This is a genomic window from Leptospira kanakyensis (genome assembly GCF_004769235.1).
In the GTDB taxonomy this organism is placed as follows: domain Bacteria; phylum Spirochaetota; class Leptospiria; order Leptospirales; family Leptospiraceae; genus Leptospira_A; species Leptospira_A kanakyensis.
The window spans coordinates 786,898-809,267 of sequence record NZ_RQFG01000005.1 but is presented as its reverse complement, the minus strand read 5'-3'; the positions used below and the strand labels follow the sequence as shown (position 1 = coordinate 809,267).

The 22,370-nt window shown below is 36.6% G+C and carries 23 protein-coding genes; 10 read left to right on the top strand and 13 right to left on the bottom strand.

Features of this window, described 5'->3' with window-relative positions; translation table 11 throughout:
- Positions 1 to 2: 2 nt before the first annotated feature.
- Together EHQ16_RS04420 and EHQ16_RS04415 are read right to left on the bottom strand one after the other, a co-directional pair.
- Complete coding sequence (locus EHQ16_RS04420; RefSeq protein ID WP_135635285.1) at positions 3 to 464, bottom strand: c-type cytochrome; 462 nt, start codon at positions 462 to 464, stop codon at positions 3 to 5.
- 30 nt (positions 465 to 494) lie between these two features.
- A complete protein-coding gene (locus EHQ16_RS04415; protein WP_135635287.1) occupies positions 495 to 1,058 on the bottom strand; it encodes a fasciclin domain-containing protein in 564 nt (187 codons plus the stop codon).
- A 321-nt stretch (positions 1,059 to 1,379) separates the two neighbouring features.
- On the opposite strand from EHQ16_RS04415, the gene EHQ16_RS04410 reads away from it, so the two are divergent.
- Positions 1,380 to 1,817, top strand: a complete 438-nt coding sequence (locus EHQ16_RS04410; protein ID WP_135635289.1) for a bacteriohemerythrin — start codon at positions 1,380 to 1,382, stop codon at positions 1,815 to 1,817.
- 21 nt (positions 1,818 to 1,838) lie between these two features.
- On the opposite strand, the gene EHQ16_RS04405 is transcribed toward EHQ16_RS04410, so the two are convergent.
- The 5 genes from EHQ16_RS04405 to EHQ16_RS04380 form a co-directional block, all read right to left on the bottom strand.
- Positions 1,839 to 2,135 carry a hypothetical protein gene (locus EHQ16_RS04405; protein ID WP_135635292.1) on the bottom strand — a complete coding sequence of 99 codons (297 nt, stop codon included), beginning with the start codon at positions 2,133 to 2,135 and terminating at the stop codon, positions 1,839 to 1,841.
- Positions 2,136 to 2,635: 500 nt separating this feature from the next.
- Positions 2,636 to 3,043, bottom strand: coding sequence for a hypothetical protein (locus EHQ16_RS04395; protein WP_135635296.1), 408 nt, complete (start codon positions 3,041 to 3,043; stop codon positions 2,636 to 2,638).
- Positions 3,044 to 3,062: 19 nt separating this feature from the next.
- Positions 3,063 to 3,545 carry a hypothetical protein gene (locus EHQ16_RS04390; protein ID WP_135635298.1) on the bottom strand — a complete coding sequence of 161 codons (483 nt, stop codon included), beginning with the start codon at positions 3,543 to 3,545 and terminating at the stop codon, positions 3,063 to 3,065.
- Positions 3,546 to 3,558: 13 nt separating this feature from the next.
- A complete protein-coding gene (locus EHQ16_RS04385) occupies positions 3,559 to 4,956 on the bottom strand; it encodes an OmpP1/FadL family transporter (protein WP_135635300.1) in 1,398 nt (465 codons plus the stop codon).
- Positions 4,957 to 5,001: 45 nt separating this feature from the next.
- The gene (locus EHQ16_RS04380; RefSeq protein ID WP_135635302.1) at positions 5,002 to 5,505 is read right to left on the bottom strand and encodes a hypothetical protein; all 504 of its coding nucleotides are present in this window, start codon (positions 5,503 to 5,505) and stop codon (positions 5,002 to 5,004) included.
- Between the two features lie 127 nt (positions 5,506 to 5,632).
- On the opposite strand from EHQ16_RS04380, the gene EHQ16_RS04375 reads away from it, so the two are divergent.
- Both EHQ16_RS04375 and EHQ16_RS04370 read left to right on the top strand, forming a co-directional pair.
- Positions 5,633 to 6,886, top strand: a complete 1,254-nt coding sequence (locus EHQ16_RS04375; RefSeq protein WP_135635303.1) for a U32 family peptidase C-terminal domain-containing protein — start codon at positions 5,633 to 5,635, stop codon at positions 6,884 to 6,886.
- Between the two features lie 52 nt (positions 6,887 to 6,938).
- Positions 6,939 to 7,805, top strand: a complete 867-nt coding sequence (locus EHQ16_RS04370) for a DUF4349 domain-containing protein (protein ID WP_135635305.1) — start codon at positions 6,939 to 6,941, stop codon at positions 7,803 to 7,805.
- 58 nt (positions 7,806 to 7,863) lie between these two features.
- On the opposite strand, the gene EHQ16_RS04365 is transcribed toward EHQ16_RS04370, so the two are convergent.
- Positions 7,864 to 8,292: a hypothetical protein gene (locus EHQ16_RS04365; protein ID WP_135635307.1), complete on the bottom strand. Its 429-nt coding sequence runs from the start codon at positions 8,290 to 8,292 to the stop codon at positions 7,864 to 7,866.
- Between the two features lie 120 nt (positions 8,293 to 8,412).
- Positions 8,413 to 8,871 (bottom strand): hypothetical protein, encoded by a 459-nt coding sequence (locus EHQ16_RS04360; protein WP_135635309.1) that lies wholly within the window; start codon positions 8,869 to 8,871, stop codon positions 8,413 to 8,415.
- 172 nt (positions 8,872 to 9,043) lie between these two features.
- Between EHQ16_RS04360 and EHQ16_RS04355 the strand changes: the two genes are divergently transcribed.
- The 5 genes from EHQ16_RS04355 to creD all read left to right on the top strand — a co-directional run bounded on the left by EHQ16_RS04355 (position 9,044) and on the right by creD (position 16,497).
- Complete coding sequence (locus EHQ16_RS04355) at positions 9,044 to 11,038, top strand: methyl-accepting chemotaxis protein (protein ID WP_135635311.1); 1,995 nt, start codon at positions 9,044 to 9,046, stop codon at positions 11,036 to 11,038.
- Positions 11,039 to 11,109: 71 nt separating this feature from the next.
- On the top strand, positions 11,110 to 12,972 hold the full coding sequence (locus tag EHQ16_RS04350) for a gamma-glutamyltransferase family protein (protein ID WP_135635313.1): 1,863 nt from the start codon (positions 11,110 to 11,112) through the stop codon (positions 12,970 to 12,972).
- Positions 12,973 to 12,981: 9 nt separating this feature from the next.
- Complete coding sequence (locus EHQ16_RS04345; protein ID WP_135635315.1) at positions 12,982 to 13,650, top strand: response regulator; 669 nt, start codon at positions 12,982 to 12,984, stop codon at positions 13,648 to 13,650.
- A gap of 34 nt (positions 13,651 to 13,684) precedes the next feature.
- A complete protein-coding gene (gene creC / locus EHQ16_RS04340) occupies positions 13,685 to 15,094 on the top strand; it encodes a two-component system sensor histidine kinase CreC (protein ID WP_279632384.1) in 1,410 nt (469 codons plus the stop codon).
- A 74-nt stretch (positions 15,095 to 15,168) separates the two neighbouring features.
- Positions 15,169 to 16,497: a cell envelope integrity protein CreD gene (gene creD / locus EHQ16_RS04335; RefSeq protein ID WP_135635319.1), complete on the top strand. Its 1,329-nt coding sequence runs from the start codon at positions 15,169 to 15,171 to the stop codon at positions 16,495 to 16,497.
- An 89-nt stretch (positions 16,498 to 16,586) separates the two neighbouring features.
- On the opposite strand, the gene EHQ16_RS04330 is transcribed toward creD, so the two are convergent.
- Genes EHQ16_RS04330 through lsa14 form a run of 4 tightly spaced genes read right to left on the bottom strand, consistent with a single transcriptional unit; the run spans position 16,587 to position 18,640 of the window.
- The gene (locus EHQ16_RS04330; RefSeq protein ID WP_135635321.1) at positions 16,587 to 17,579 is read right to left on the bottom strand and encodes a hypothetical protein; all 993 of its coding nucleotides are present in this window, start codon (positions 17,577 to 17,579) and stop codon (positions 16,587 to 16,589) included.
- A gap of 3 nt (positions 17,580 to 17,582) precedes the next feature.
- A complete protein-coding gene (locus tag EHQ16_RS04325) occupies positions 17,583 to 17,918 on the bottom strand; it encodes a TRL domain-containing protein (RefSeq protein ID WP_135635323.1) in 336 nt (111 codons plus the stop codon).
- Positions 17,919 to 17,920: 2 nt separating this feature from the next.
- Positions 17,921 to 18,238, bottom strand: a complete 318-nt coding sequence (locus EHQ16_RS04320; RefSeq protein WP_135635324.1) for a TRL-like family protein — start codon at positions 18,236 to 18,238, stop codon at positions 17,921 to 17,923.
- Positions 18,239 to 18,250: 12 nt separating this feature from the next.
- Positions 18,251 to 18,640 carry an adhesin Lsa14 gene (gene lsa14 / locus EHQ16_RS04315; RefSeq protein ID WP_135635326.1) on the bottom strand — a complete coding sequence of 130 codons (390 nt, stop codon included), beginning with the start codon at positions 18,638 to 18,640 and terminating at the stop codon, positions 18,251 to 18,253.
- A 462-nt stretch (positions 18,641 to 19,102) separates the two neighbouring features.
- Here lsa14 and EHQ16_RS04310 point away from each other — a divergent pair, with 462 nt between their 5' ends.
- Together EHQ16_RS04310 and omp85 are read left to right on the top strand one after the other, a co-directional pair.
- Complete coding sequence (locus tag EHQ16_RS04310; RefSeq protein ID WP_135635328.1) at positions 19,103 to 20,656, top strand: methyl-accepting chemotaxis protein; 1,554 nt, start codon at positions 19,103 to 19,105, stop codon at positions 20,654 to 20,656.
- A gap of 146 nt (positions 20,657 to 20,802) precedes the next feature.
- Positions 20,803 to 22,326, top strand: coding sequence for an Omp85 family outer membrane protein (omp85, locus tag EHQ16_RS04305; protein WP_135635330.1), 1,524 nt, complete (start codon positions 20,803 to 20,805; stop codon positions 22,324 to 22,326).
- Positions 22,327 to 22,370 lie beyond the last annotated feature (44 nt).

The following is a 22,370-nucleotide window of genomic DNA, read 5'->3' as shown; positions in this document are numbered from 1 at the left end:
ACCTATTTTAAATCCATCTTGCGGAAGTACTCGAGGATCTCGCGGGCCTCTTCTTCCTTTATGTTTTGAAATGTCATTTGAGTTAAGTGTTCGCCGAGTAACTCTTGTCCAATGGGATCTTTTTGAGTCATCTCTATTGGATTTAGAATCATATTCATAATCCACTCTGGCGTTCTGCGGAGTGTTACATCTTGAAGAGCAGGCCCTACAACCTTTTCTTCAAATTTGTGACAAGCCGAACACTTTGCTTCAAATTGTTTTTTACCACGATCTGCCATTGTTTGGTCTAATGCTCCGATGCTAACGGATTTCACTGGCCCTATTCCCTTAGAACTAGCATTAGATGTTGGTGTTTCCTCAGTTTTATCTCCTCCACAGGATATGATTGTCATACTGACGAAGAGACCTAATACGAATCCGATTTTGAATCGGAAGGGCACTCCGTTTAATTTTGAAAGGTTCATCTTAAATACTCCTTGGTATTTTATTACTTATCATTTCTTTGCTGGTGGTAACAAAACAGTGTCTACCACATGGATGATCCCGTTTGTTGCAGGAATGGATGCAATGATGGTAGCTCCGTTGATCATAACCTTTCCATTTTTTAAGGAAACCTTTGTATGGCTTCCGTTTGCCATACCGAGTTCATCATCTTTACCAGTGAACTCCGATTTCAAAATGGATTCAGTTAGGTTACCCACCACAACATGGTATTCTAATATATTCTTTAATGAATCTTTTTGGCTTGGTTTTAGAAGGTCATCCACAGTACCTGCTGGTAACTTTGCAAATGCATCATTCGTTGGAGCAAACACAGTGAATGGACCTTGGTTCGCGAGCGAATCCACTAAGCCGGCGGCTTGAACTGCAGTTACAAGGGTTGTATGGTCTTTAGAACCCAAAGCAATCTTTAGAACGTCTTGTTGTGATTTGTCATCGGCAACGGCGGAAATTCCTTTGCCTGAATTCGAATCTTCACTTTTTCCACAACTTACACCGACTAATAAAAGATAGGTGACAATTGTGATTGTTATAATTTGAAAATTTTTTTTGTTCATATATACCGCCCACTTATTGGTTCACTTACCATGAGATGCCAGAATGAACGAAACTACATTGATCTAGGTCAAGAGGGGAGGAATCATTCTTATTGATTTTTATCAATCAATAGAAATGAGATGATTCTAATTCAGAAATCAAAGAGGTTACTTTGTTTGAAACTGTATCTACGTTGCAGAAGGATTAGGTTTAGGTGAAAATATTAGAATTATACTAATTATAGTTAATTGGATTGAGCAAGCTGACCTTGGTCTATTCTTAGGGATTATCACTTGTTCTCTAAGGAGGCTACAAAATCCTGAATTAACGAGGTTTTTCTCATGGTTACAAAATGGGATTCGAAATACGAAACGAATATTTCAGAGATTGATTCTCAACATAAAAAACTCTTTCGATTGATCAATAATATTGAAACAGTTTATGATGAAAACAAAGAACATCTTTCAGGGAAATCGAGAATATTGTTGGATGCGGTTTCCGAATTAGAAGATTACACACTCAGTCATTTTTTAATTGAAGAACGTGTGATGGAATTAAACCAATATCCTGAATTGGAAGCTCATAAAAAACAACACGACAGGTTCACAGATAAAATTTTAGAATTAAAGAACCGTCTAACATCTGGTAATCTTCTCACAAATGATGCTGAGTTAGATCAATTTTTTGGTGACCTTCTTAATTTTTTACGTGCATGGCTGACAAATCATATTCTAAAAGAGGATATGGATTACAAACCGTACATTAAATTTAATATTTAAAGTTTGTTCATTATACTTTGTTCATTCAAAGTATAATGAAAATTTAGCTATTGTTTTGATGAGATTTAATTTGGCATTTTTTGCTAAATGAATATCATTTCCCTTCATTCGATTCACTTCTTCTATTAATAAGTTTATATACTTTTGAAGTTCTTCATTGTTTTGTCCCGATAGTGTTTGTGAACTTTGGATTTCATAAATGATGGATAAAATTTGATCTCCCTGACGATGATAGTCTTCTATAGACTCAGAGAAATCCGTTGGATCTATTGGTTTGTCCATCTTTTCTAACCCTAACCTTCTGGATGTATTGGCCACAGAAGGTTTTCCATGATTTAGGCATGTAAGGAATTGATCTAAATCAATTGTGGTTAATTTTTTGATAAAAAAGTATTCGGATCTACAGTTTATCTGTAGGTAATGGATCTAACCCATATTAGTTTAATAAAACTAACGATTCCTAAAAAAATTAGAAATTTTCCAAATAAAATTAGATGGTTAGTTGGATCTAAAAATTTTGTAAATAAGTACAAAATAAGACCTAAATTGTAACTATAAAATAAAAACCATATCTCTATTGTCGAACCTCTGGGATATTCTGACATGTGTTTGGGGAACATCCAATAAGCGTTCCCCATAATGAATTGAATCAAAAATCCCCATATAACAATAGAATAATGTAAAGGTAGGAGTCTCCATATTTCAGGACTCAAAACAAAGGTTTTGTTTAACATGAGGATGGCCCCGAGAGAGGTTCCTAGTAAAAGGTAAATCAGCGAAATTCGGATGAGCCAAATAGATGGAATGGGAAACATAATCTATTTTTGTGATTTTAACCTTGGCCAAATTTCTAATACATAACAAAGGATTCCCGTAAATTGTAAAAACACAGATAGACAAAATGGTAAAATTAAAATCTCTCGATGTTGGTAAATCCAAGGTTCGGAAAAGATTCTAAGGATAAGACCAAGATTTAAGGAAAAATATGCCATCCAAGCAAGTACTGATCCATCTTTGGACGTCGACTTGTTTCCTTTCGGATACATCCAAAGGGACACCCCAATGATGATTTGTGTGATCCATCCCAAGGCAATCAAATGCCAATAAACAGGCATTAAATGAATTTCCCATTTTATACCTGGAAATTCTGAGAGAAAATAAAATAAAACACCAAATAAAAGATACAACAATCCTGATTTGATAAAGTATCTTGAAATTTTTGGCATAATCTATATTTACTTAGAATTATTTTTTTTCAGATTCAAGTTCTATTTTGTAACTGGCATGACAAGCGACACAATTACGAGTGAGTTCATCCATTTCTTTAAGTAAAGTATGGATATCTTGTTTTTTGCGAATTTTTGCCGCTATTTCATCAAATTTTTCATGAGTTCCAAATCCTAATTTTTTAAATTCAACAGGAAGTTTCAAAAGGATTGTTTTTTCTTGGTTTTCTAAACTGGCAACAAGACCCATACCAACAGCATCGGCAGCTTTTGCAGCTCGTTCATAATCTTTCTCAGCAAGTCCACTTAACATTCCATTGACGGATGTTAATAATGCTCGCATTTCAGTTAAGACAAGTTGTCTTTCAGCTGGTGTTAAGTGAATGGCAGTTCTATCATCGAGAGAACGACTTGTACTTCCAAAATAAAAAAAGTAACCGAGTGTTAATACTGTTACGATCCAAAGCCCGATAGCAAATTTTCCAATCAATTTAGAATTCATACCTTATTACCTATTAAATATTTTGTTCCATTCCCAAATAAATACTAAATACACTCATTTGTTTATTATAAGAAAATTGGAATGGATGAACCTCTGTCCTAGAATAGACAGCATGGGATAACGTCCAGTCTGAAGTTTTCCCTCCGTATGTTTTTTTAGGAAACCCATATTCACAAGCAATATGGAATGTGGAATCGTTCCAAGAAACACTCCCACCAAGTGCGACATGGTGTTCGATACTAGCTCCTAACATGGGACTCACTCCACTCGCAGGGATTACGTTATTTCCATAACTATAACCCATACGTGTCATATAACGATCATTCCATTTGTATTCGGCTCCGATTGCAAATATAGTTTGGTTTTTCCAGTTTAGATTGAATTGAAAAGAGTTGGTTTCTATACCAACAGGTGTTCTTACCCAAACATCTTCTGTTCGAAATTTAGTAGAATTGAAACTTTCTGACCAAGGGATGTATTTGATATCAAAATCGATGATAAATTTGTCAGTTCGGTAAGAAATTCCAACAATATGTTTATCAGGCCAAATCATATACCGTGACACTCTGGTTCCGAATGATCGTTCTGGAGCATAACCATCCACCTTCATGGTTCCATCCATCGGTAATACATTTCTCGTAGTATAAGAATATGCAATTCGGATGTTTTCTGTTAGGTCGTAGGAAGTTCCGATTTTTCCTCCCAAGGTATAAGCAGAATCACTTTGGTATCGAATTCCTCCAGGAATGGTGAGACTCCGAGTTTCATCTTGGTAAGTCCTTTTGAGTTCCATAAATCCATAAACAAGATCAATTCCGGCCCCAATCGCAAAATTTCCTTTTTGGTATCCAGCACCAAATGTTGATTTTACTGTCATAAATCGAAAATTCAAATCTTCTACTGCTTTTGTACTTTCTCCAATGATAGGGATGTTTGTTCCAAATGTTTCATTTAATGTTTTCCCATCGGGAGTATTTCGTTTGATATTTTTAAATTGTCCACCACCACCACCTTGCGCGTACAATGCGAACCCAATACTGATATTATCCGTAACAGGTTGGATGATTCCAATATAAGGCAAAACTGCTTTCGGGTGTTCCACTGTTGCATTGCGGTAGGAACGATTTGGATTGGGATCTATGTATTCATCATTGTATGCGATAGAAGGTAGGTGGATTCCGGAACCTAACTCCCATTTGGTTCTTTTCACTCGGGCCAAATGAGATGGGTTTGATTCTAGATCCATCACTGATCCGCCCACAGCTTGGAAGGCTCCTCCCATCCCGGCTTGTCTGGCCCCGAAGGCGGGTTGAATGATCCCGTGGAAGGCGAAGAGTTTTCTTTCCGAAAACCATGGGGTGAGGGTTAGAATTAGAATGAATAAAACTCTGAAAATGCGACTCGAAATCATTTGTTTCAGGGAAAGAGGCAGATCTAGGGTGTCAAGTGAAATCGACTAGGGAAAAATAGAGAAACCTCTGGAGACGAGGATTCCCAGGATCGCAATCGTAACCGAAATTAGAAGATTGAACCTTCCAAAAAACGAGGAAGTTTTTCTATACCGTTCAAAACGTACGGGATCTGTTTTTAAATAAGAAAAGGTCTTTGGGCCAGTCACAAAATCATGATACAAGGAAGATAAAAATAAAATAGTAAATAATCCTATTTTTGTCATAAACATTAAACTAATGTTAGATGTCCAAAAATCCCAATGGAAACCAAACTGAAAGTATCCTTTTTCGAACAAAAGTCCAAATCCTGAAAGGATAAACACAAAGAATATATAATAAGAAATATTTCTAAACTGAGTTGCAGTGAGTTGTAACAATCTTAATTTTTGATCTTTTAATTCTGGATTTCTAATGACAGGAATGACAACGATCACATAAAAAATCATTCCTCCTACCCAAACCATCGCTGAGAATATATGAAAAATTAAAAGTGTAAGATAAAATGACATGATGAGTTATTTTAAGATACATACACTTGTTTGTCGTTTCCTTTTTTAGTTTTAGAAACAATCTAAAAATTTAGTTTATATATTTTCCTTTTTAGAAAAAAGGAATCTTTTGGGATGGGTAAAGAGTATGTCCCAAATTAGAAAAATTCCAGAATTGTTACTACCTGCGGGTAACTTAGATAAATTAGAAATTGCTTATATGTTTGGTGCGGACGCAGCTTATTGCGGTGTTCCCAGGTTTTCGTTACGTGCTAGGGAAAATGATTTTACGATGGAGGCTTTGGAAAAAGGAGTTACACTTGCAAGAGAGCTCGGTAAAAAAATTTATTTTACTGTAAATAACATTCCAAGGAATTCTAAACTTCCTTCTTACCCTAAATATTTAGACCAAATGGCCGCATTAAAACCAGACGCTTTCATTATGGCAGATCCTGGACTGATTTTAATGACCAAAGAAGCACACCCGGAAATAGACATCCATATCTCTGTCCAAGCGAACACAATGAACTATTCTGCTGTCAGATTTTGGAAACAATTTGGAGCCACTCGTGTTATTTTGTCTCGTGAAGTATCCATCTCTGAAATTGCAGAAATTAAAAATCAAGTTCCCGATATGGAAATTGAAGTTTTTGTTCATGGATCCATTTGTATTGCTCACAGCGGTCGTTGTTTTATGAGTAATTATTTTAAAAAACGAGATGCCAACCAAGGATCTTGTAACAATGCCTGTCGAGATTTGTATAAGATATTTGTCACGAACCCCAAACAAAATGAGGAACCAATGGAACTCATCACAGATGATGAGGGAACGTTTTTAATGAATTCTAAAGACCTTCGTGCCATTGAGTTTTTGCAAGAGTTATGTGATGCAGGAGTTGATTCGGTAAAAGTAGAGGGTCGCACTAAAAATGATTATTATGTAGGAATGGTGGCCCGTAGTTATCGGCATACATTGGATCGTATCTCTCGAGGGGAAAGTTTTGACCGCAAGTGGTTAGAAGAACTAGACAAGGTATCTTCTAGAAAATACTTCTCTGGTTTTTTAACTCGAGGAATGGAAGATCGTGTTCCAGAGGAAGAAAGAGAATTTCAAAACAATGAATTTGGAACTAGTCTTTTTATGAGCCAAAAGTATGCGGGACTTGTAAAAGAATATAAATCTGATACAAAACGGATTGTCATTGAAGTCAAAAACAAAATCCAAAAAGGGGATGTCATGGAAGTCATCACTGCCGCAGATCCCAATCCCTTAACCTTCACAGTGGAACAAATTTTTTACAAACAAAACCTTGTGGAGGTCATTAGTGGGGGGATGGGAACCGTTGAGTTGGAGGTTCCTTTTGCCATTCCTACTCGTTCATTTTTAAGCAAAAAACTTTAAGAGAGAATCTGTCTAAGGAGAACTGTTAATAGAAATGTAAGGTAAGGATGTTGTGAAAAACCATTTAAAAATAATTTTCCTAGTTCTGTTTGTATTTTTCCTAAATTGTGGGAAAGAGTCTAACGAGGAGTCGGTGGCACCTTTAGAATCGGCAAAGATGTCTTCCGACATGGCGATGGAAAAAAAAGTAGCCCCAAGTGCTCCGAGGGCAGAAGGAATTTCTGAGCCAGAACCCACTCCGAACCAATTGGGACAAGTATTTGTTCCGATTCAAAATACCACGGAACGACTTCTCGAATACCAAGTTCAATTAAATTACCAAACTCCTGATTTAATCAAAACACGTAAGGATCTACTTAGTTTTATCACCAAATATGGTTTTATCGAAAGTAGTTCTGCAGTCAATATGGACTCTCCTTATATGAACCTTCGTGTGCATATAAGATCTGAAAAATTATACGACGCTTTGATTGAATTGGATACTTATGGAGTATTACTTAGTGAAGACATATCCACTGTGGATCATACGGAAGGAATGGCTTGGCAAAAGATCAAATCAAATCGTGAAAAACTTCGTTTGGTAAGACGGACAAATGCGAACAACCAAACTTCAGCCAATTCGAAAAACTGGGAAGCAATCGAAGAAGCCATTACCGATAGTGAAAACAATTTAGATAATTCGGAACATGAAATTTGGAAAATCAAAGATAAAGTAAAATGGGCTACTCTTAGTATCAATTTTACAACTCCTATCCCAGCGGATCGCATCCAAGTTCCTGTTTATAAAAATGCTTTCATTGGAATTCTGAATTTATTTTTAGAACTCACATATTATTTTATATGGATTTTACCATTAGTAATCGTTTTGGGGATTCTATACCTACCTCTAAAAAAGATTTACAAACGTTTTAAAAAATAACAGCTCTGGAAATTTAGGTTAGCGTTTAAAACGTTTGGTTCACGTATGATTTTGGTAGTTACTGGTTGCAACTTCCAGAAGAGAGATTAAATTCTTTTTTCTCTTCTGGGTCTGTAATGGTTTTACCATAGTCACTTTGTAATTTGAAACATGCCATACTGTTTTGTTTTTCTGCTTTTTGAAAACATTCGCAGACGGTGGAAGTTTTTTCTTTCGTGGTTAAGTTTGGATTTACTTCCGGTGTACCAGCTAACTTTTGTTCGCATTTTTGAATGGAGAGAAGGTAGGATTCGTAAGATTTAGATCCTTTTTTGAGAGTTTTTACATGTTTTTCTCTTAGAGATAAACATTTCTTTTTGTCGGAAGTTTTTTCACTTTTTTTTCCGTTTTTCAAACATTCACAAAGTTCGTTAGCTTTGGTTTCCGGATTGGCAAAGATAGAAGTTGTAAATATCAATAATATATAAATTAAAATTTGGTTTTTCATTCCGGAGATTGTATTTTTAGAATAGGAATGTCAATTCGGATTCGAAAAAAAAATCAAAGAACAAGATTCATTTCTAAAAACTAGGAAGGCTTACAATACAATCCATTGTAAGCCAAAATCTTAATTTGCAGAAATGGAATAACTTTCAATCCAGGCGGCAGACTTTTCAGGATCGTCCCAAAAATGTTCTGAGTCTTTTCCAAATTTTTTTTCGTATTCATTAATTTTATAACTATCGTGGTGGCAGTGGACGGCGGCCAGACACTCCATTCCATTTTCGGATGTTAGTTTTAAATCTTTTGCTTCGTCGAACAAATCCAAATAACCAATGCGCCAATTGTATTTACTAAGAAGTAAAGGGATGATTTCCCTGTACATTTTGTGCGCTGACATGGAAGCGGGACTAAAACCATGGAGGTTCACAAAGATTTTGAATTTGGTTCCTTGGGGAAGTTCGGTGAAGGTTTTTTCTAATTCCTCTTTCCATTGTTTTACCTCTGTTTCGGTAATGAGTCCAGAAAGGCGGGTCGTAATGAGATTTTTTTTATCATCCCATCGTGTATAAAGTTCTTTATCCATACCCATTTGACTTACGTATAAATCCCAAAGTCTGAAAAAGATTTTTGTAAGAATGATTCTAGGTAGATTGCCAAAAAACTGCGATTCCAAATTCTTACCATTGGATCCAAGTGGTGGGTTTTAAAAATATAAGTAACTCTGAACCACTTTGGTTTTAGCTTGGGGAAAATTTATGCAACGTAATTCCATTAAATTCATATTGTTAGTGAGTGGGGCGTCCATTCTGTTCATCATCAGCTGCCTTGTGGGAGCCGTTGCCTATTATTTCGGACAGAAAAAAATCCAAGAAGCTTATATCGGACAAATGCAAGGAATTGTAGCGGTTGTTGGACAAGAGATCGACGATTTTTTTGTAAACCATGTAAACGTAATCAAAACGGTAGCCAACGATCGCAGAACCATTGATTCCATTAAAACAGGGAAACCAATTGCCCAATCCTATTTTAAGGAAATGAACGATCGTTATGGTGTTTATGAAAATGTCTACACACATACGTATGACAATGATCCGCGAGTTGTAGCTGATGCCACTGGATTGGCTATAGGTTGGAAAATGAAACCGGAAGATATGGACCCGGCAGAACTCAAAGCAGGTAAAGAAAAAAGACATTTTATAGGAAAACCAATCTTAAACCCTCTCACAAACAATCCTGTTGTAACAATCACCTATCCAGTGTATGATGGTGAAAAGTTAATTGGAAACGCAGGCATTGCACTTTCGTTAATGGACTTAACAGATAAGGTCATTAACAAAATTAAAATTGGTCGTGATGGTTATGTAGTCATTTCTACAAAAGCTGGTTTATTAATTGCCTTAAAAGAAAAGAAACAAATTTTAAAATACGATTTGTCCAAAGATGAATCAGGCTCTCGTATGTTGAATTTAAAAACGGGTGAAATTTTAGAATTCGTTTATTTGGATAAAGATCATCTTGCAGTGAGCCACCAGTTAGACAATTGGGGACTTGTGATCCTTGCCATCCAACCAAAAGAAGAAATTAAAGAAGCTCTTTTTGATTTAATGGTCACCATTATCATATCTTCCATTGTCATTGCATTGGGATCCATTTGTTTTTTGTATGTTTTACTTAGCAAACGACTGAACCCATTAGAAGATGTAAGTGGAATTTTTAAATCTATGTCCGAAGGAGATTTAACTTCTACCATCAAAGTTGTTTACGATGATGAGATCGGTCGAATGGGAAAAGGGTTAAATACTTTTATTGCGAGTTTACGAAAGTCCTTCGAGGAAATTCAAAGAATTACCATTGAGCTCGCTGCTGCGTCAGAAGAATTAACATCTTCTTCTAATAACTTTGCAACGGGTGCACAGTCAACTGCCGCATCTTCAGAAGAAATGTCAGCAACCATTGAAGAGATGTCCGCAGGAATGGATTATATTGCTGCGTCGACAGAAAGACAATTTGGAAACTTTGCTAACTTTCATTCTAAAATTCGTGAACTTTCGGAAAGTATCCGTAAAATCGGCTCTGAAATCGAAAGTACCTTGAAGTTAGCAGAGTCCATATCTGACCAAGCCAAAAAGGGTGAAGAGTCCATCCAAGGTATGAGTCAAATGATTGAAAACATCCTTCATTCTTCTGGAGAGATGACTGCGATCATTCAGATCATTAACGAAATTTCAGACCAAACACAATTGTTAGCATTGAATGCAGCCATTGAAGCGGCAAGAGCCGGTGAAGCAGGAAGAGGATTTGCTGTGGTTGCTGATGAGATTTCTAAACTCTCAGAAAAAACTGCTTCATCAATCAAATCCATTGGGAACATGATTACAAAAAACAACCGCGAATTGGATTCAGGTGCAAATGCCATTCGTTCTTCTGCAGAAATGTTACACAATATCATTCAGAATGTGGAAACAGTAAGTATTGCCATGAACAAACTGTATCAAGTGACTTCGGCTCAAGAATCCATCAAACGAGAAGTAGACGAAGGTGCAGAACAAATGGGTCAGGATGCAGAGACAATCAAACTCTCTACAAATGAACAGAAAAAAGCTGTGAGAGAAATTTCGGAAGTCATCATCCAAATCAATGAACATACTCTTGGCACTGCTTCCGGTTCGGAGGAAATGTCTTCTTCGGCACAAAACTTAGCCTCAACTGCGGAGATTTTAAAAGGAATTACAGAACGATTTAAGTTATAAAAATCTTAAAATGGTTCGACATAGAATCAAAATTTGTAATTGTTTTTTACAAATTGATTTATCGAGGATCTATGATTCCATTATTTAAAATTTTCCTCTATCCATTTTGTTTTCTTTTTTTATTTCAATGTTTAGGAAGTCGTAGGCCTATCGTTCCTTCCTATGTTGATCCACAAGGAAGTTTACGGGATCTGAGTCTCGGAAAAAAATATATGGTTTCGACGGGAAATCCCCTCGCCACAAAAGCTGCCATCAAGGTTTTAGAAGACGGGGGAAACGCCATTGATGCTGCCGTGGCAGCATTACTTGTGTTAAATGTGACTAATGGAGAGGCTGCCAGTTTTCCTTCTGTGGCCCCAACCTTAGTTTACGATCAAAAATCAGGACAAGTCAAAAGTTATATCGGAGCGGGAACGGCACCTAAAAAAGCAAACATCGAATGGTTTAAAAAACAAGGTTATGATGTGATGCCGAAAAACTCCATCCTAACACAACTTTTACCTGCCTCACCAGACGTCATCGTACGACTGTTACAAGAACATGGAACAAAATCTTTTTCCGAATTGGTATCACCTGCCATCACTGTAGCAGAAGAAGGATTTCCTGCCAATCGTATCCTTGTTAAAAATTTAGACTTACCATTGTACAAACGATTGGGTTTTACCGTCATCATGCCTTACAATTCTGAAGTGTATCTGGAAAAAAAATGGTGGTATGGGATTCGGGAAGGGGAACTAACAAAACGACAAGACCTCGCAAAAACATGGCGGTCTATGGCCCTCGAGGAATCAGAAAACTTAAAAAAAGGAAAATCAAGAAACCAAGCCTTAGAGTCAGTAAGAGATTATTTTTATAAAGGGCCAATCGCCGATGCCATTGTAAAACTTCATTCTGATAAAGGTGGTCTTTTTACCAAAGAAGATTTGGCAGGTTATGTGGGAGGTTGGGAAAAACCTGTGAGTGGTGAGTTCGGTGAATATAAAATTTTATCCAACCAAACTTGGACACAAGGCCCTGTGGTTCCAATGGTATTACAGCTATTAGATGGAGTGGATTTGAAGTCTATGGGCCATAACTCTCCTGAATACATTCATACTGTATCACAAGCCATAGAACTTGTTGTTGCTGATCGGGAAAGATACTTCGGAGATCCAAAGTTTATCGATGTCCCTGTCGATGGATTGTTATCTAAAAAATATGCAACACTTCGCCGAAAACTTTTACAAAAAGATGCTTTTGGCCAAACTCCACCAGCAGGGAACCCTTGGGTTTTTTCTTCTAAAAAACCTTCTATTTTTCCTTTTCCACCTAACGATCTAAAGGATCAGGAAATTGACGAAATCAAATATGGAAAGGACACAACCTATTTGAGTATTATCGATTCCCAAGGAAATGCTGTTTCTCTCACTCCCAGCGATTTTCCACAATCCCCGATGGTTCCGGGAACGGGACTTACTCTCGGAATTCGAATGACTCAGTTTCGATTGGATCCAAATCATCCTTCCGCACTCGCTCCAGGCAAACGACCACGGATCACTCCCAATCCAGGAATGGTTTTGAAAAATGGAAAGTTATGGATGAGTTTTGGAACTCCTGGTGGTGATGTCCAAAGCCAAGCCATGGTTCAATTTTTTCTAAATGTCATTGTGTTTGGAATGGATCCACAAAAAGCAGTGGAAGCACCTAGATTTCGTTCGGTGAACTGGCCTGATAGTTTTTCTCCACATACCTATCGCCCAGGTGGAATTGAATTAGAAGAATCTTTGTACCAAACAGTATCTGATTCATTAACAAACAAAGGATATAAGGTATATAAAAAAGGTCATTTGGATAATGATCTTGGTTCTGTTTGTGCTGTTTTGAATGATACAAAAAACAAACGTTTGATAGGTGTGGCTGATCCCAGAGAAGAATCTTGGGCCGAAGGAAAATAACCAGCGTTTATGGTAAAAATACTTCTGATAGAAGATGAACCAGGAATTCAGGAAACCATTCAAATTTCATTGGAATCAGAAGGATTTTCAGTTCTGGTCACTTCCACTGGTAAGGAAGGGATTCAAAAAGTATCAAATGATATTTCACTCATTATACTTGATATTGGTTTACCTGACCAAAACGGATTTGAAGTTTTAAAAGAAATTAGAAAAAAATACCAAACACCTGTTATCTTTTTAACCGCAAGAAATACGGAGATAGATAAAATTCTCGGACTTGAAATCGGGGCCGATGATTATATTGTAAAACCATTTAGTCCGAGGGAACTTTTGGCAAGGATCCGTGCGATTCTGCGAAGGACAAATCCATCACAAAATCTAGAAGATCATAAATTAAGAATTTCGTTGGATAAAAAGTTGGTTTATTTGAATGGGCAAACACTGAATTTATCTCCTTACGAATACAAAACGATGGAATTATTTTTTAAATGGCCTGGTCGAATTTTTACTCGTGAAGAAATTATGGACAGTGTTTGGACAGAACCGGAAGATAGTTTCGACCGCGCAGTGGATACTGTGATTAAAAACATCCGTGCCAGGTTCAAAGAAATGGAACCAGACTTTGACCCAATTGAAACAAGAAGGGGACAAGGGTATGGATTAAAGGAAAAAATATGAACCTTTGGATTCGCATCATCATTAGTTTTTTTTTATCTTAAGCATTGGTTTTTATTATTTAATCGATAAAACAGAAGAATCCATTCGGCCACGTTATATGGAAACGGTCGAAGAATCACTGAATGATACTGCTCATATTTTATCTGCCGTTGTAGAAGAAAGATTGGAAAAGTATCCAAATGAATATTTACAACTTAGTTCGTCCCTCCATTCTTTATTTTCTCCTGTTTTCAAAAACATAAACAACCGTTCTTTCGAAGCAAAAATTTATTCACTTCTAAAAACAAATACAGACATCCAAGTCTATATCACCAATACAAAAGGAATTGTAATTTTTGATTCCGAAGGTTACCGAGAAAAACTCGACTATTCAAAGTTTAATGATGTTTATTTAACCCTCCAGGGTAAATACGGAGCAAGATCCAGTAAACTAGTCGATACAGAGGGAGAAGGGGCACTTTTTGTTGCTTCTCCCATACATTATAAAAATCAAATCATTGGTGTTCTCACTGTCATCAAACCCAAAACAGGTGTTCTACCCTTTATTGAAGAAGCAAAACGAAAGTTTTGGCGGATTTCCTTACTCGTTGCCTCTGCCATAGCCATTCTATTTAGTTTGTTAGCCTATTTGATTTTTCGTCCTATTTTAAGGCTTTCAAAGTATGTGAGTGCGTTACGAAAAAAAGTAAAAGTCCCATTTCCAAAAATTGGAATTAGAGAACTCAATGAACTTGGTAAGGAAGTGGATTTACTTGTCGAAGAAATTGAAGGAAAAAAATACATAGAGTCCTATGTACAAACCTTAACCCATGAAATCAAAAGTCCACTTTCTTCCATTTTAGCCTCTGTGGAACTTTTACAATCCCATCCAACCGAGTCGGAACGTCTTACTAAAAATATCCACGAGGAATCCAAACGAATCCAAAAACTCATTGAACAAATGTTAGAACTTACTTCTTTAGAAGGAAAAAAATCCATCTCAATGGAAGACCAAGTTCTGTTGTATGATTTAGTAAATGAAGTCATCACTAGTTTTCAATCAGAACTCCAATGGAAATCTCTTCAAGTAGTTGTGGTTTGCGGAAATAAACTTTGGGAAGTAAAGGGAAATCGAAATTATTTGTTTTTAGCCATTGAAAATCTAGTTAGAAACTCCATCGACTTTGCCAATGAAAAAGATACAATCACGATTGAAGTTAAGGAAAATTCGGATCTTCGTTTAAAACTTTCCGTGTTGGACGAAGGTCATTCGATTCCAGATTATGCACTGAACCGTGTAACAGAAAAGTTCTATTCCTTACCAAGACCAAATAACAACCGTAAGAGTTCTGGTCTCGGACTTAGTATTGTGAGTCAAATTCTAGAACTACACGGAGGAAAATTGGAGATTCAAAATCGAACACCAAAGGGTGTGGAAGTTTCTCTTTTTTTTCAAAAAACATAGATCCTCACAAAACCCTCACAATTCGACCATAAAAGACTCACGGAAATCATCTATCTTAAAGGTAGGAGATTTTTATGAGTAAATTACAAACATCGGTAAATCTTAGGTTGGCCATCCTCGGCGGAATGGTTTTATTATTTATCATCCCTCTTATTATGGTTGGTTCTTTGATTGAGGAAAGAAGTGCCTCGAGAAACCAAGCGGTTTTGGAAGTGGGCGAAAAATGGGGATCCAACCAAACGATTGTCGGTCCAGTTCTAATGATTCCATATAACCTTAGGATTCCAAAATCTGGTTCTTCCAAAGAAAAGGACAAATGGGATTATGTAACGGATTATGCTTATTTTTTACCAGAGGAAATGGACTCCGTTGTGGATATGAAAACAGAACTTCGTAAAAGAAGTATCTATGAAATTCCATTATACACGAGTAAGGTGAAAATTACCGGTAAATTTTCTCCTATTTTTTCATCAGACTTTCCTATTGATACCACCTATATTTATTGGGATGATGTTCGACTCGTTGTTTCAGTTTCTGATCTGAAGGGACTTGGCGGTGAAATGAAATTAACTTTAGCAGGTAAGGATAAAAAGTTTTTACCTGGAACCAGATCCTCATATTTGCATTCAGGACTGAACTCCACTGTTTCGATCGGAGAAGCTGGTAACTCCATTCCGTTCGAAATTCAATTAGAAGTCAAAGGTTCCGAATCATTTTCCGTGATCCCTATCGGTAAAAAATCTAAACTAATGATGAGTTCCGATTGGAAAGATCCTTCTTTTAACGGAAATCTTTTGCCTAAGGATCGTTCCGTCAATGAGGAAGGATTTTCAGCGGTTTGGGAATCTTCTTATTTTGCAAGATCTTATCCACAAATCATCCATTCCATGAATGATTCCATTTTAGAGACAATATTAAATTCCGGATATGGAGTGAGTCTTGTAATCCCGGTGGATCATTATTTAAAAATGGAAAGGTCAGTAAAATATGGACTTCTTTTCATTGTGACTAGTTTCGCTTTGTTCTTTCTTATGGAAGTGTTTGGCGGAGTTTTATTACATCCCATCCAGTACGTCCTCATTGGAAGTGCCATGGTTTTGTTTTATATTCTCAACTTATCGTTTTCAGAACATTTGGGATTTTTACCTGCATACATTCTTTCGAGTTTGGCAGTGACAGGTCTCATTGGTTATTACGCTATCAATGTATTAAAAAATCAAAAGAAGGGACTCATCACCGCATCTTATTATCTTGTTTTGTATTCTTTTTTGTATGTGATTTTGGCTTCAGAAGAACAAGCCTTACTTCTTGGGTCTTTGGCATTGTTTATGGTTCTTGCCGCAGTCATGCACTTCACTCGTAAAGTGGACTGGTATCAGTTTGGAGGAAAAAATGTTGGTTAATGGAAAGTTAAGTCTTCTAAGAAAAGTAAAAAGTCTATGAGATAATATACGAAAGTCCTAACAGGGATCACCCTGTTAGGACTTTTTTTTTACTCACCAAAACTTTTTGAAAATTCTACGGTTATGTTGAGGGAAGAATATTCCATTTTTTGTTTTTGTGAACCCTCTAAAGCTGAATATACAACTGACGAGTCAATATCACCTAAGAAAATAAAATAGTTATTGTATTTGACTCTATATTTTTCAACGGAATAACCCCATCGGGTGGCAAACCATGATGAAAAACGAAAAATAAAGTCTAAGGTAGTTTTTTCTCCAGTGTAATTTACGTTTCCATTCGCAAGTTCATAAAACATCACATTGGTGGTTACGTTCCTAAATGTAAATGGCACTGAATCAACTCTGACTTTAGTATCATCACCAACAATATTGTAAAACTGATTTCCCAAATGAATTTCAAACCAACGCATCGGTTTAATTTCCAAGTGAATGCCTGGAACATAACCTTTTGCCTGCATACCAAAATCTCGCCCCATAATCCCTACACCAGAATTAGTTGGCAAAAAATTAAATGTAACAGTACCTATAGTAGTGGTTTGATCAAGACTGACTCTTCTTAAGCTGACTCCAAGATTAAAGTTAGGAGAAAGTGGATGAAAGTAACCAGCCCCAAATCCTTTATAAGATTCTTTGAATCTAAAACCTTCTGAATCGTTATCTGATGTTGGGACATTTACCAACCTTCTATTTTCATAGATCAGGCGGAATTTATCTAAATATCTATACTCAAGTTCGTATTGTCTCGAACCACCAGTTTGATCTTTTTGTTTAGAAAAAGCGTTAAGAGCAGCGTATTCATCAAACCCATTGACCAACATATAATTAATAGGTTCGTATTTTAGATAATCCATCACAGGGAAACGTAATCCCCCTGACCCATCTACACCACGAATAAAAACTCGATGTTTGTCTGGTGTGATTACCTTGGGTAATTCATGGGTTGAGTCGAACTCTTTCGCAAATAAACTGTTAGTAGATAAAATTGTTATCCATAAAACAGTAATTAGTATTTTATGTGACACTGTTTATTCTCCCCAAACAATCACACATTCGCGATAAAAAATTCCAATAGGCAAAATGGTTAAGGATTCTCTGTCGATGACAGCAATTTTTTTGATATTTGCATGTTGGGTTGCTTCCTCAATTGAGTTTCCCGAACCATAAAAGAAAGGATACGTGATGAACCCAGAGAAACTACAAGACTTTCCAAACTTTTCAACTTTAGCCGATGTGACCATAGTTCCTGTGGCATCACCATTTAAATGTTGGGTGGTATAAGAGTAAAAATAACTTGGAAACGGTGTGGTTACGCAGTTTGAAAAAAGTAATAAACTTAAAAAAGAAAAAATAAGATATTTCATAATTATTCTCCTGATACAATCGTACAGTATGTTCGATAAAAACCTGTTAACAAAGAAGTGGTAGAATGATCGATGGTTGCTATTTTGCTGATTCCATTCTTTTTTGCAATTGATCCAGCACCTGCATCCCCATAACTAAAAAGGTATAAAACAGTAAATTGGCAGTCGGTTGCTTCTTTAGTTGATGTTACGTTATTTTCTGGATTAAACGTACCTGCAAATTTTGTAGAAGTAAATATGTAACCGTGAGTTGGCCCAATCGCACAATTTGTAAGAAGAAGTGCACTTAAGAAAATAAAAAGTATTGTTTTTGTTTTCATGATAATACCTATTTATGATCCTTTTATAATTGTACAAACTCGATGGTAGAGAACACCCATGGCAATACCAAGCTGTTCGTAATCTAAATATGCAATTTTTTTAATGTTCCCGTTTCTTTTTGCAGCTTCGATAGAAGAATCACCAGAGGAAACTAAATATAAAAATGTATGACTACAACTTTTGCCTTCATAATGGGCTTCTGCATTGATTCCAAGTGGCCCAGGAACGTATGTTTTGTGAAAGAAGAAACCACCTTTTGAAAAAACGGAAGGGGTTGAGTATTCCCTTGTTGGGTTTGTATTTGCACTTGGGACTAAACTTGAATGTACCGATCCTCCACTGCAATTTTGAATGAATAGAATAATTGTAAATACGATTACAATAAAAATGTTTTTTTTCACATGTTTCTCCATGAAGATTTTCATACAGTGAAAATATTTTGGTCTTTTGTGTCAATCGAGTCGAAAGTTTTCTATGAAAAACTAACAGAGAATCTGTGGTTACTTATGAAATACCTAAAATATTCAAAAAATTGAAGATTCTAATGGAATTAGAGTTGTAACCTAATGTATGTATTATGAATATAAGATGATTCTTGTTAGGTAGCGCTTTTCTTTTGAGGATTCCCTTCTCCCCCATAGTATCAAATTTCCATCGGTTTGGTTTACTTTTGATAATTCATAAAGATAAATTCTCTTTTTCCGTAGTTTTTTGATAATTCTAGGGCATTCGATTCGTCCCATTTCTATTGGGGTGAACGGAATTCAGTTTTCGCTCTTGGGAGGTTTGGAACGTTTCTTGCCAAGGCTCTCTTTCCCTAAAGTATGGCTTTAAAATCAATCTAGGTTCTAGGACGGTTTCGTTTGTTCTCTAAATTTTTTGCTCCCAAAAACGCGATGACCATTTCGGATGATCTCTTCACGGAAGTGATGTTACGAAACAACAAACGTATGTTTTTGTCGTTTCTTTCCATTTTGGCACTGGCCAACATTGCAACACTTTCCATCAAAATTTCAGGGAAAGGTTCCGATTACTTAACTTACGAAAGTATCCTCATTGAATTTGTCCTAGCCACCTCAATTTTGATTTTTGGATTTTTACTTTCTAGTAAGTTAAAAACACATTGGGCTTCCAGTTACATTTCGATCACAGGTGTTACCTTATGTTTACTTGTATTCCAGTATGTGATTTATGGAGCTACAGAACTTGCGGCAACTTTTTATATTTCCTTTGTTCTCAGTGTATTGTATTTCAATCGAAATGCCTCCATTTATAATTTTATTTTAATTATCTTTTCTGAAATTCTTTTGTTTGTATTACGACCTGAACTCATCCCTGGAGGTCCAAGAAGTAATATCATTGTCAGATTTCTAATTTTTGTATGGGTTGGGATTGGTGCTACTGTGGGGGCAACGGCCACTAGAAATCTACTCAATCTCGCCGTCGAAAAACAAAAGGAAGCAAAAAAGGCTTTAGACAATCTATTGAATATGGCTAAAACCATTCTTAATACGATTGATCTAATGAAACAACAAATCAGAAATCAAGATACAATCTCAGAAGAACTAAAACAAATTTCGGAACACCAAGCAACTTCTCTTTCTGAAATATCAAATTCTTTAAAAGAATTATCATCCAAAGCAGATTCCAATAATAAAATCGCCAAATTGTTGTATAACGAATCGGAAGTATCCATTCAATCTGTTAATGATTTAAAAACCATCAATGAAACTGTACAAGTTGGAACAGGAAGGATTTATCAAAATTTAGATGTAGTTATGGGTTATTCGAATGATACTTCAGAACATATCCATCTTTCAAAAAGTAAGTTCAATATCCTAAAAGAAAAAAGTACAGAGATATTCGACTTTGTTTCAGTGATCAATGACATTGCCGATAAAGTAAACTTGTTATCATTAAATGCATCCATTGAAGCAGCAAGGGCAGGAGAACATGGACGAGGGTTTGCCGTTGTGGCCGAAGAAATATCGAAGTTAGCTGCTGCCACCACTCGGAACTCCAAAGAAATTTCAAAGATCATTCAAGAAAATCTTTCGCTCATTGGTGAAAGTAGTGAACTCATCAATCGGTCTTCTAGTCTGATGGGAAAATTGGATTCAGCCATCGGAACCATCAAAGATGAAATCACAGGTGTTGGTTCCAAAATTGTGGAGATCGACAAAGCCATCGAAACTATCGACAATCTGAACACGAGGATTTACGAAACTAGTAAAACCATAGAAAACTCCACCAACTTCCAAAAGATCGCGACTGAAGAGTCTACGAAAATCACCGCTGATATTTCGGAATACGCGGCGAACATAGTCGAAATTTCCAAACAAATCTCTGAAAGTAGTAAATCTACCGGAGGAATCATCGTTCAGCTGGATTCTATGGCCCAGGAGATGACCAATTAAGAACCAATTTGCCTGTTTTGATTGTTTCTGTCTTTTCGACTTGAGAGGGTTTTTGTTCTATAGAAAAAGTGAGTGAAAACTCACTTTTTAATTGACCGATTCGCTAACGTACGCATTGTCCATGGTTTGTGTAGGCACACACAACTATGAACCGATACTCAGAGATTGTTCTTTTTTCCCTTCTATTTTGTTCTTTTTTGGTTACTCCCGTTTCTCTCTCCGCGCAGGAGTACATGCCCAGTGCCGGTTGTGAAAAGGACCCTCCTCCCAAAAACCTTCCCTTTCCCATGGACCCAACCAAACAACTTTGTAAAAAGGATATAGAAGACAAAAAAGACAGTTGGTACCTAACAGGTTTGCCACTCATCAACTCGGATCCAAACGAAGGGATAGGGTATGGTGCCCGTGCTTATATTTATGATAATGGAAAAAAAACAGATCCATTGTTTCACTATACGCCATACCGAATGCGGGTTTTTGCTCAGTATTTTAATACAAACAAAAATGCCCAATACCACCAAGTCAGTTTGGATATGCCCTTCATTGCTGACACACAATGGAGGTTACGAGCAGATCTATTTTTAACCATCACACCGACGACTTTGTATTTTGGGATTGGTGAAGATAGTATGAAACCTCTCTCTTATTTGGATCGCAACCAACAAGATGGAAGGCATATTGTTAATGCTAGTTATATGGATCAAGAAAACAACTTGGCTTACTACAGACCAGGAACTAGTTCTGATCCCATTAGTTTCGGTGGAAAAACATATTCAGGGTTTCCGCAAGCTCCAGGGTATGTTGTCACTGATAAAATGTACAACCGTTATACAATCGAAACCCCAATGGCAACAGCCAGTACGGAACGTTCGTTTGTTGGTGGAACAGTAAGGCTTGTTGCTGGTTTTAAATTTTCAAACAATATTGTTAGAACTTATGACGGCAGATTGGCACGTGGTGTGGATCCACTTCTCGGTGGTGAACATACAGCAGATGTTCCCAATGGAAAAACTCGACTCACCGAAGATCATGAAGCCAAAAAAATATTAGGATATAATGGAGGTTATGTGAATTCCCTCCGCATTGGTTTAGTATATGATACTAGAGATTTTGAACCAGACCCAAACTCCGGTATTTTTGCAGAGGCCACTTATGAAAAACATACAAAAGCAATTGGATCCGAATACGATTACCAAAAGTATTTTGCCCAAACCAAACTCTTTTGGAGTCCTTTTCCTAAGGTATTTGATAAACTTGTCATCGCCAACCGGTTTGGATTTGGTGTGACGGAAGGGGAATCTCCTTTTTATGAATATAGAAATATGTGGGGAACGGAAGGTCTTGTGGGAGGACTTGGTGGTCTTAGAACATTACGAGGGTTTAAACAAGACCGGTTTGTGGGACGAGCCATGGGTTGGGGGAACACAGAAGTTCGTTGGAAATTTGCGGAAGCTCGTTTCGGTGATGAATTTTTTGCCTTTAACTTAGTTCCCTTTTTTGATTACGGTCGAGTATGGGATGATGAACATAAGTTAGGTTGGAAAGGGTATGCCTATTCTCGAGGGATTGGATTACGAATTGCTTGGAACCAAGCTACCATCATTATGATTGATTATGCAAAGTCTAGAGAAGATGAACAATTGTTTGTAAACTTTAGCCACGTATTCTAAAATTTTAAAAGAAAACAAAACCAATTCAATGAATTAGAGGTATA

Excerpts from the sequence above, each read along its gene's own strand:
- EHQ16_RS04420 (WP_135635285.1), bottom strand. The coding sequence starts at position 464 with ATGAACCTTTCAAAATTAAACGGAGTGCCCTTCCGATTCAAAATCGGA.
- EHQ16_RS04415 (WP_135635287.1), bottom strand. The coding sequence starts at position 1,058 with ATGAACAAAAAAAATTTTCAAATTATAACAATCACAATTGTCACCTAT.
- EHQ16_RS04410 (WP_135635289.1), top strand. The coding sequence starts at position 1,380 with ATGGTTACAAAATGGGATTCGAAATACGAAACGAATATTTCAGAGATT.
- EHQ16_RS04395 (WP_135635296.1), bottom strand. The coding sequence starts at position 3,043 with ATGCCAAAAATTTCAAGATACTTTATCAAATCAGGATTGTTGTATCTT.
- EHQ16_RS04390 (WP_135635298.1), bottom strand. The coding sequence starts at position 3,545 with ATGAATTCTAAATTGATTGGAAAATTTGCTATCGGGCTTTGGATCGTA.
- EHQ16_RS04385 (WP_135635300.1), bottom strand. The coding sequence starts at position 4,956 with ATGATTTCGAGTCGCATTTTCAGAGTTTTATTCATTCTAATTCTAACC.
- EHQ16_RS04380 (WP_135635302.1), bottom strand. The coding sequence starts at position 5,505 with ATGTCATTTTATCTTACACTTTTAATTTTTCATATATTCTCAGCGATG.
- EHQ16_RS04375 (WP_135635303.1), top strand. The coding sequence starts at position 5,633 with ATGTCCCAAATTAGAAAAATTCCAGAATTGTTACTACCTGCGGGTAAC.
- EHQ16_RS04365 (WP_135635307.1), bottom strand. The coding sequence starts at position 8,292 with ATGAAAAACCAAATTTTAATTTATATATTATTGATATTTACAACTTCT.
- EHQ16_RS04360 (WP_135635309.1), bottom strand. The coding sequence starts at position 8,871 with ATGGATAAAGAACTTTATACACGATGGGATGATAAAAAAAATCTCATT.
- EHQ16_RS04355 (WP_135635311.1), top strand. The coding sequence starts at position 9,044 with ATGCAACGTAATTCCATTAAATTCATATTGTTAGTGAGTGGGGCGTCC.
- EHQ16_RS04350 (WP_135635313.1), top strand. The coding sequence starts at position 11,110 with ATGATTCCATTATTTAAAATTTTCCTCTATCCATTTTGTTTTCTTTTT.
- EHQ16_RS04345 (WP_135635315.1), top strand. The coding sequence starts at position 12,982 with ATGGTAAAAATACTTCTGATAGAAGATGAACCAGGAATTCAGGAAACC.
- creD (WP_135635319.1), top strand. The coding sequence starts at position 15,169 with ATGAGTAAATTACAAACATCGGTAAATCTTAGGTTGGCCATCCTCGGC.
- EHQ16_RS04325 (WP_135635323.1), bottom strand. The coding sequence starts at position 17,918 with ATGAAATATCTTATTTTTTCTTTTTTAAGTTTATTACTTTTTTCAAAC.
- EHQ16_RS04320 (WP_135635324.1), bottom strand. The coding sequence starts at position 18,238 with ATGAAAACAAAAACAATACTTTTTATTTTCTTAAGTGCACTTCTTCTT.
- omp85 (WP_135635330.1), top strand. The coding sequence starts at position 20,803 with ATGAACCGATACTCAGAGATTGTTCTTTTTTCCCTTCTATTTTGTTCT.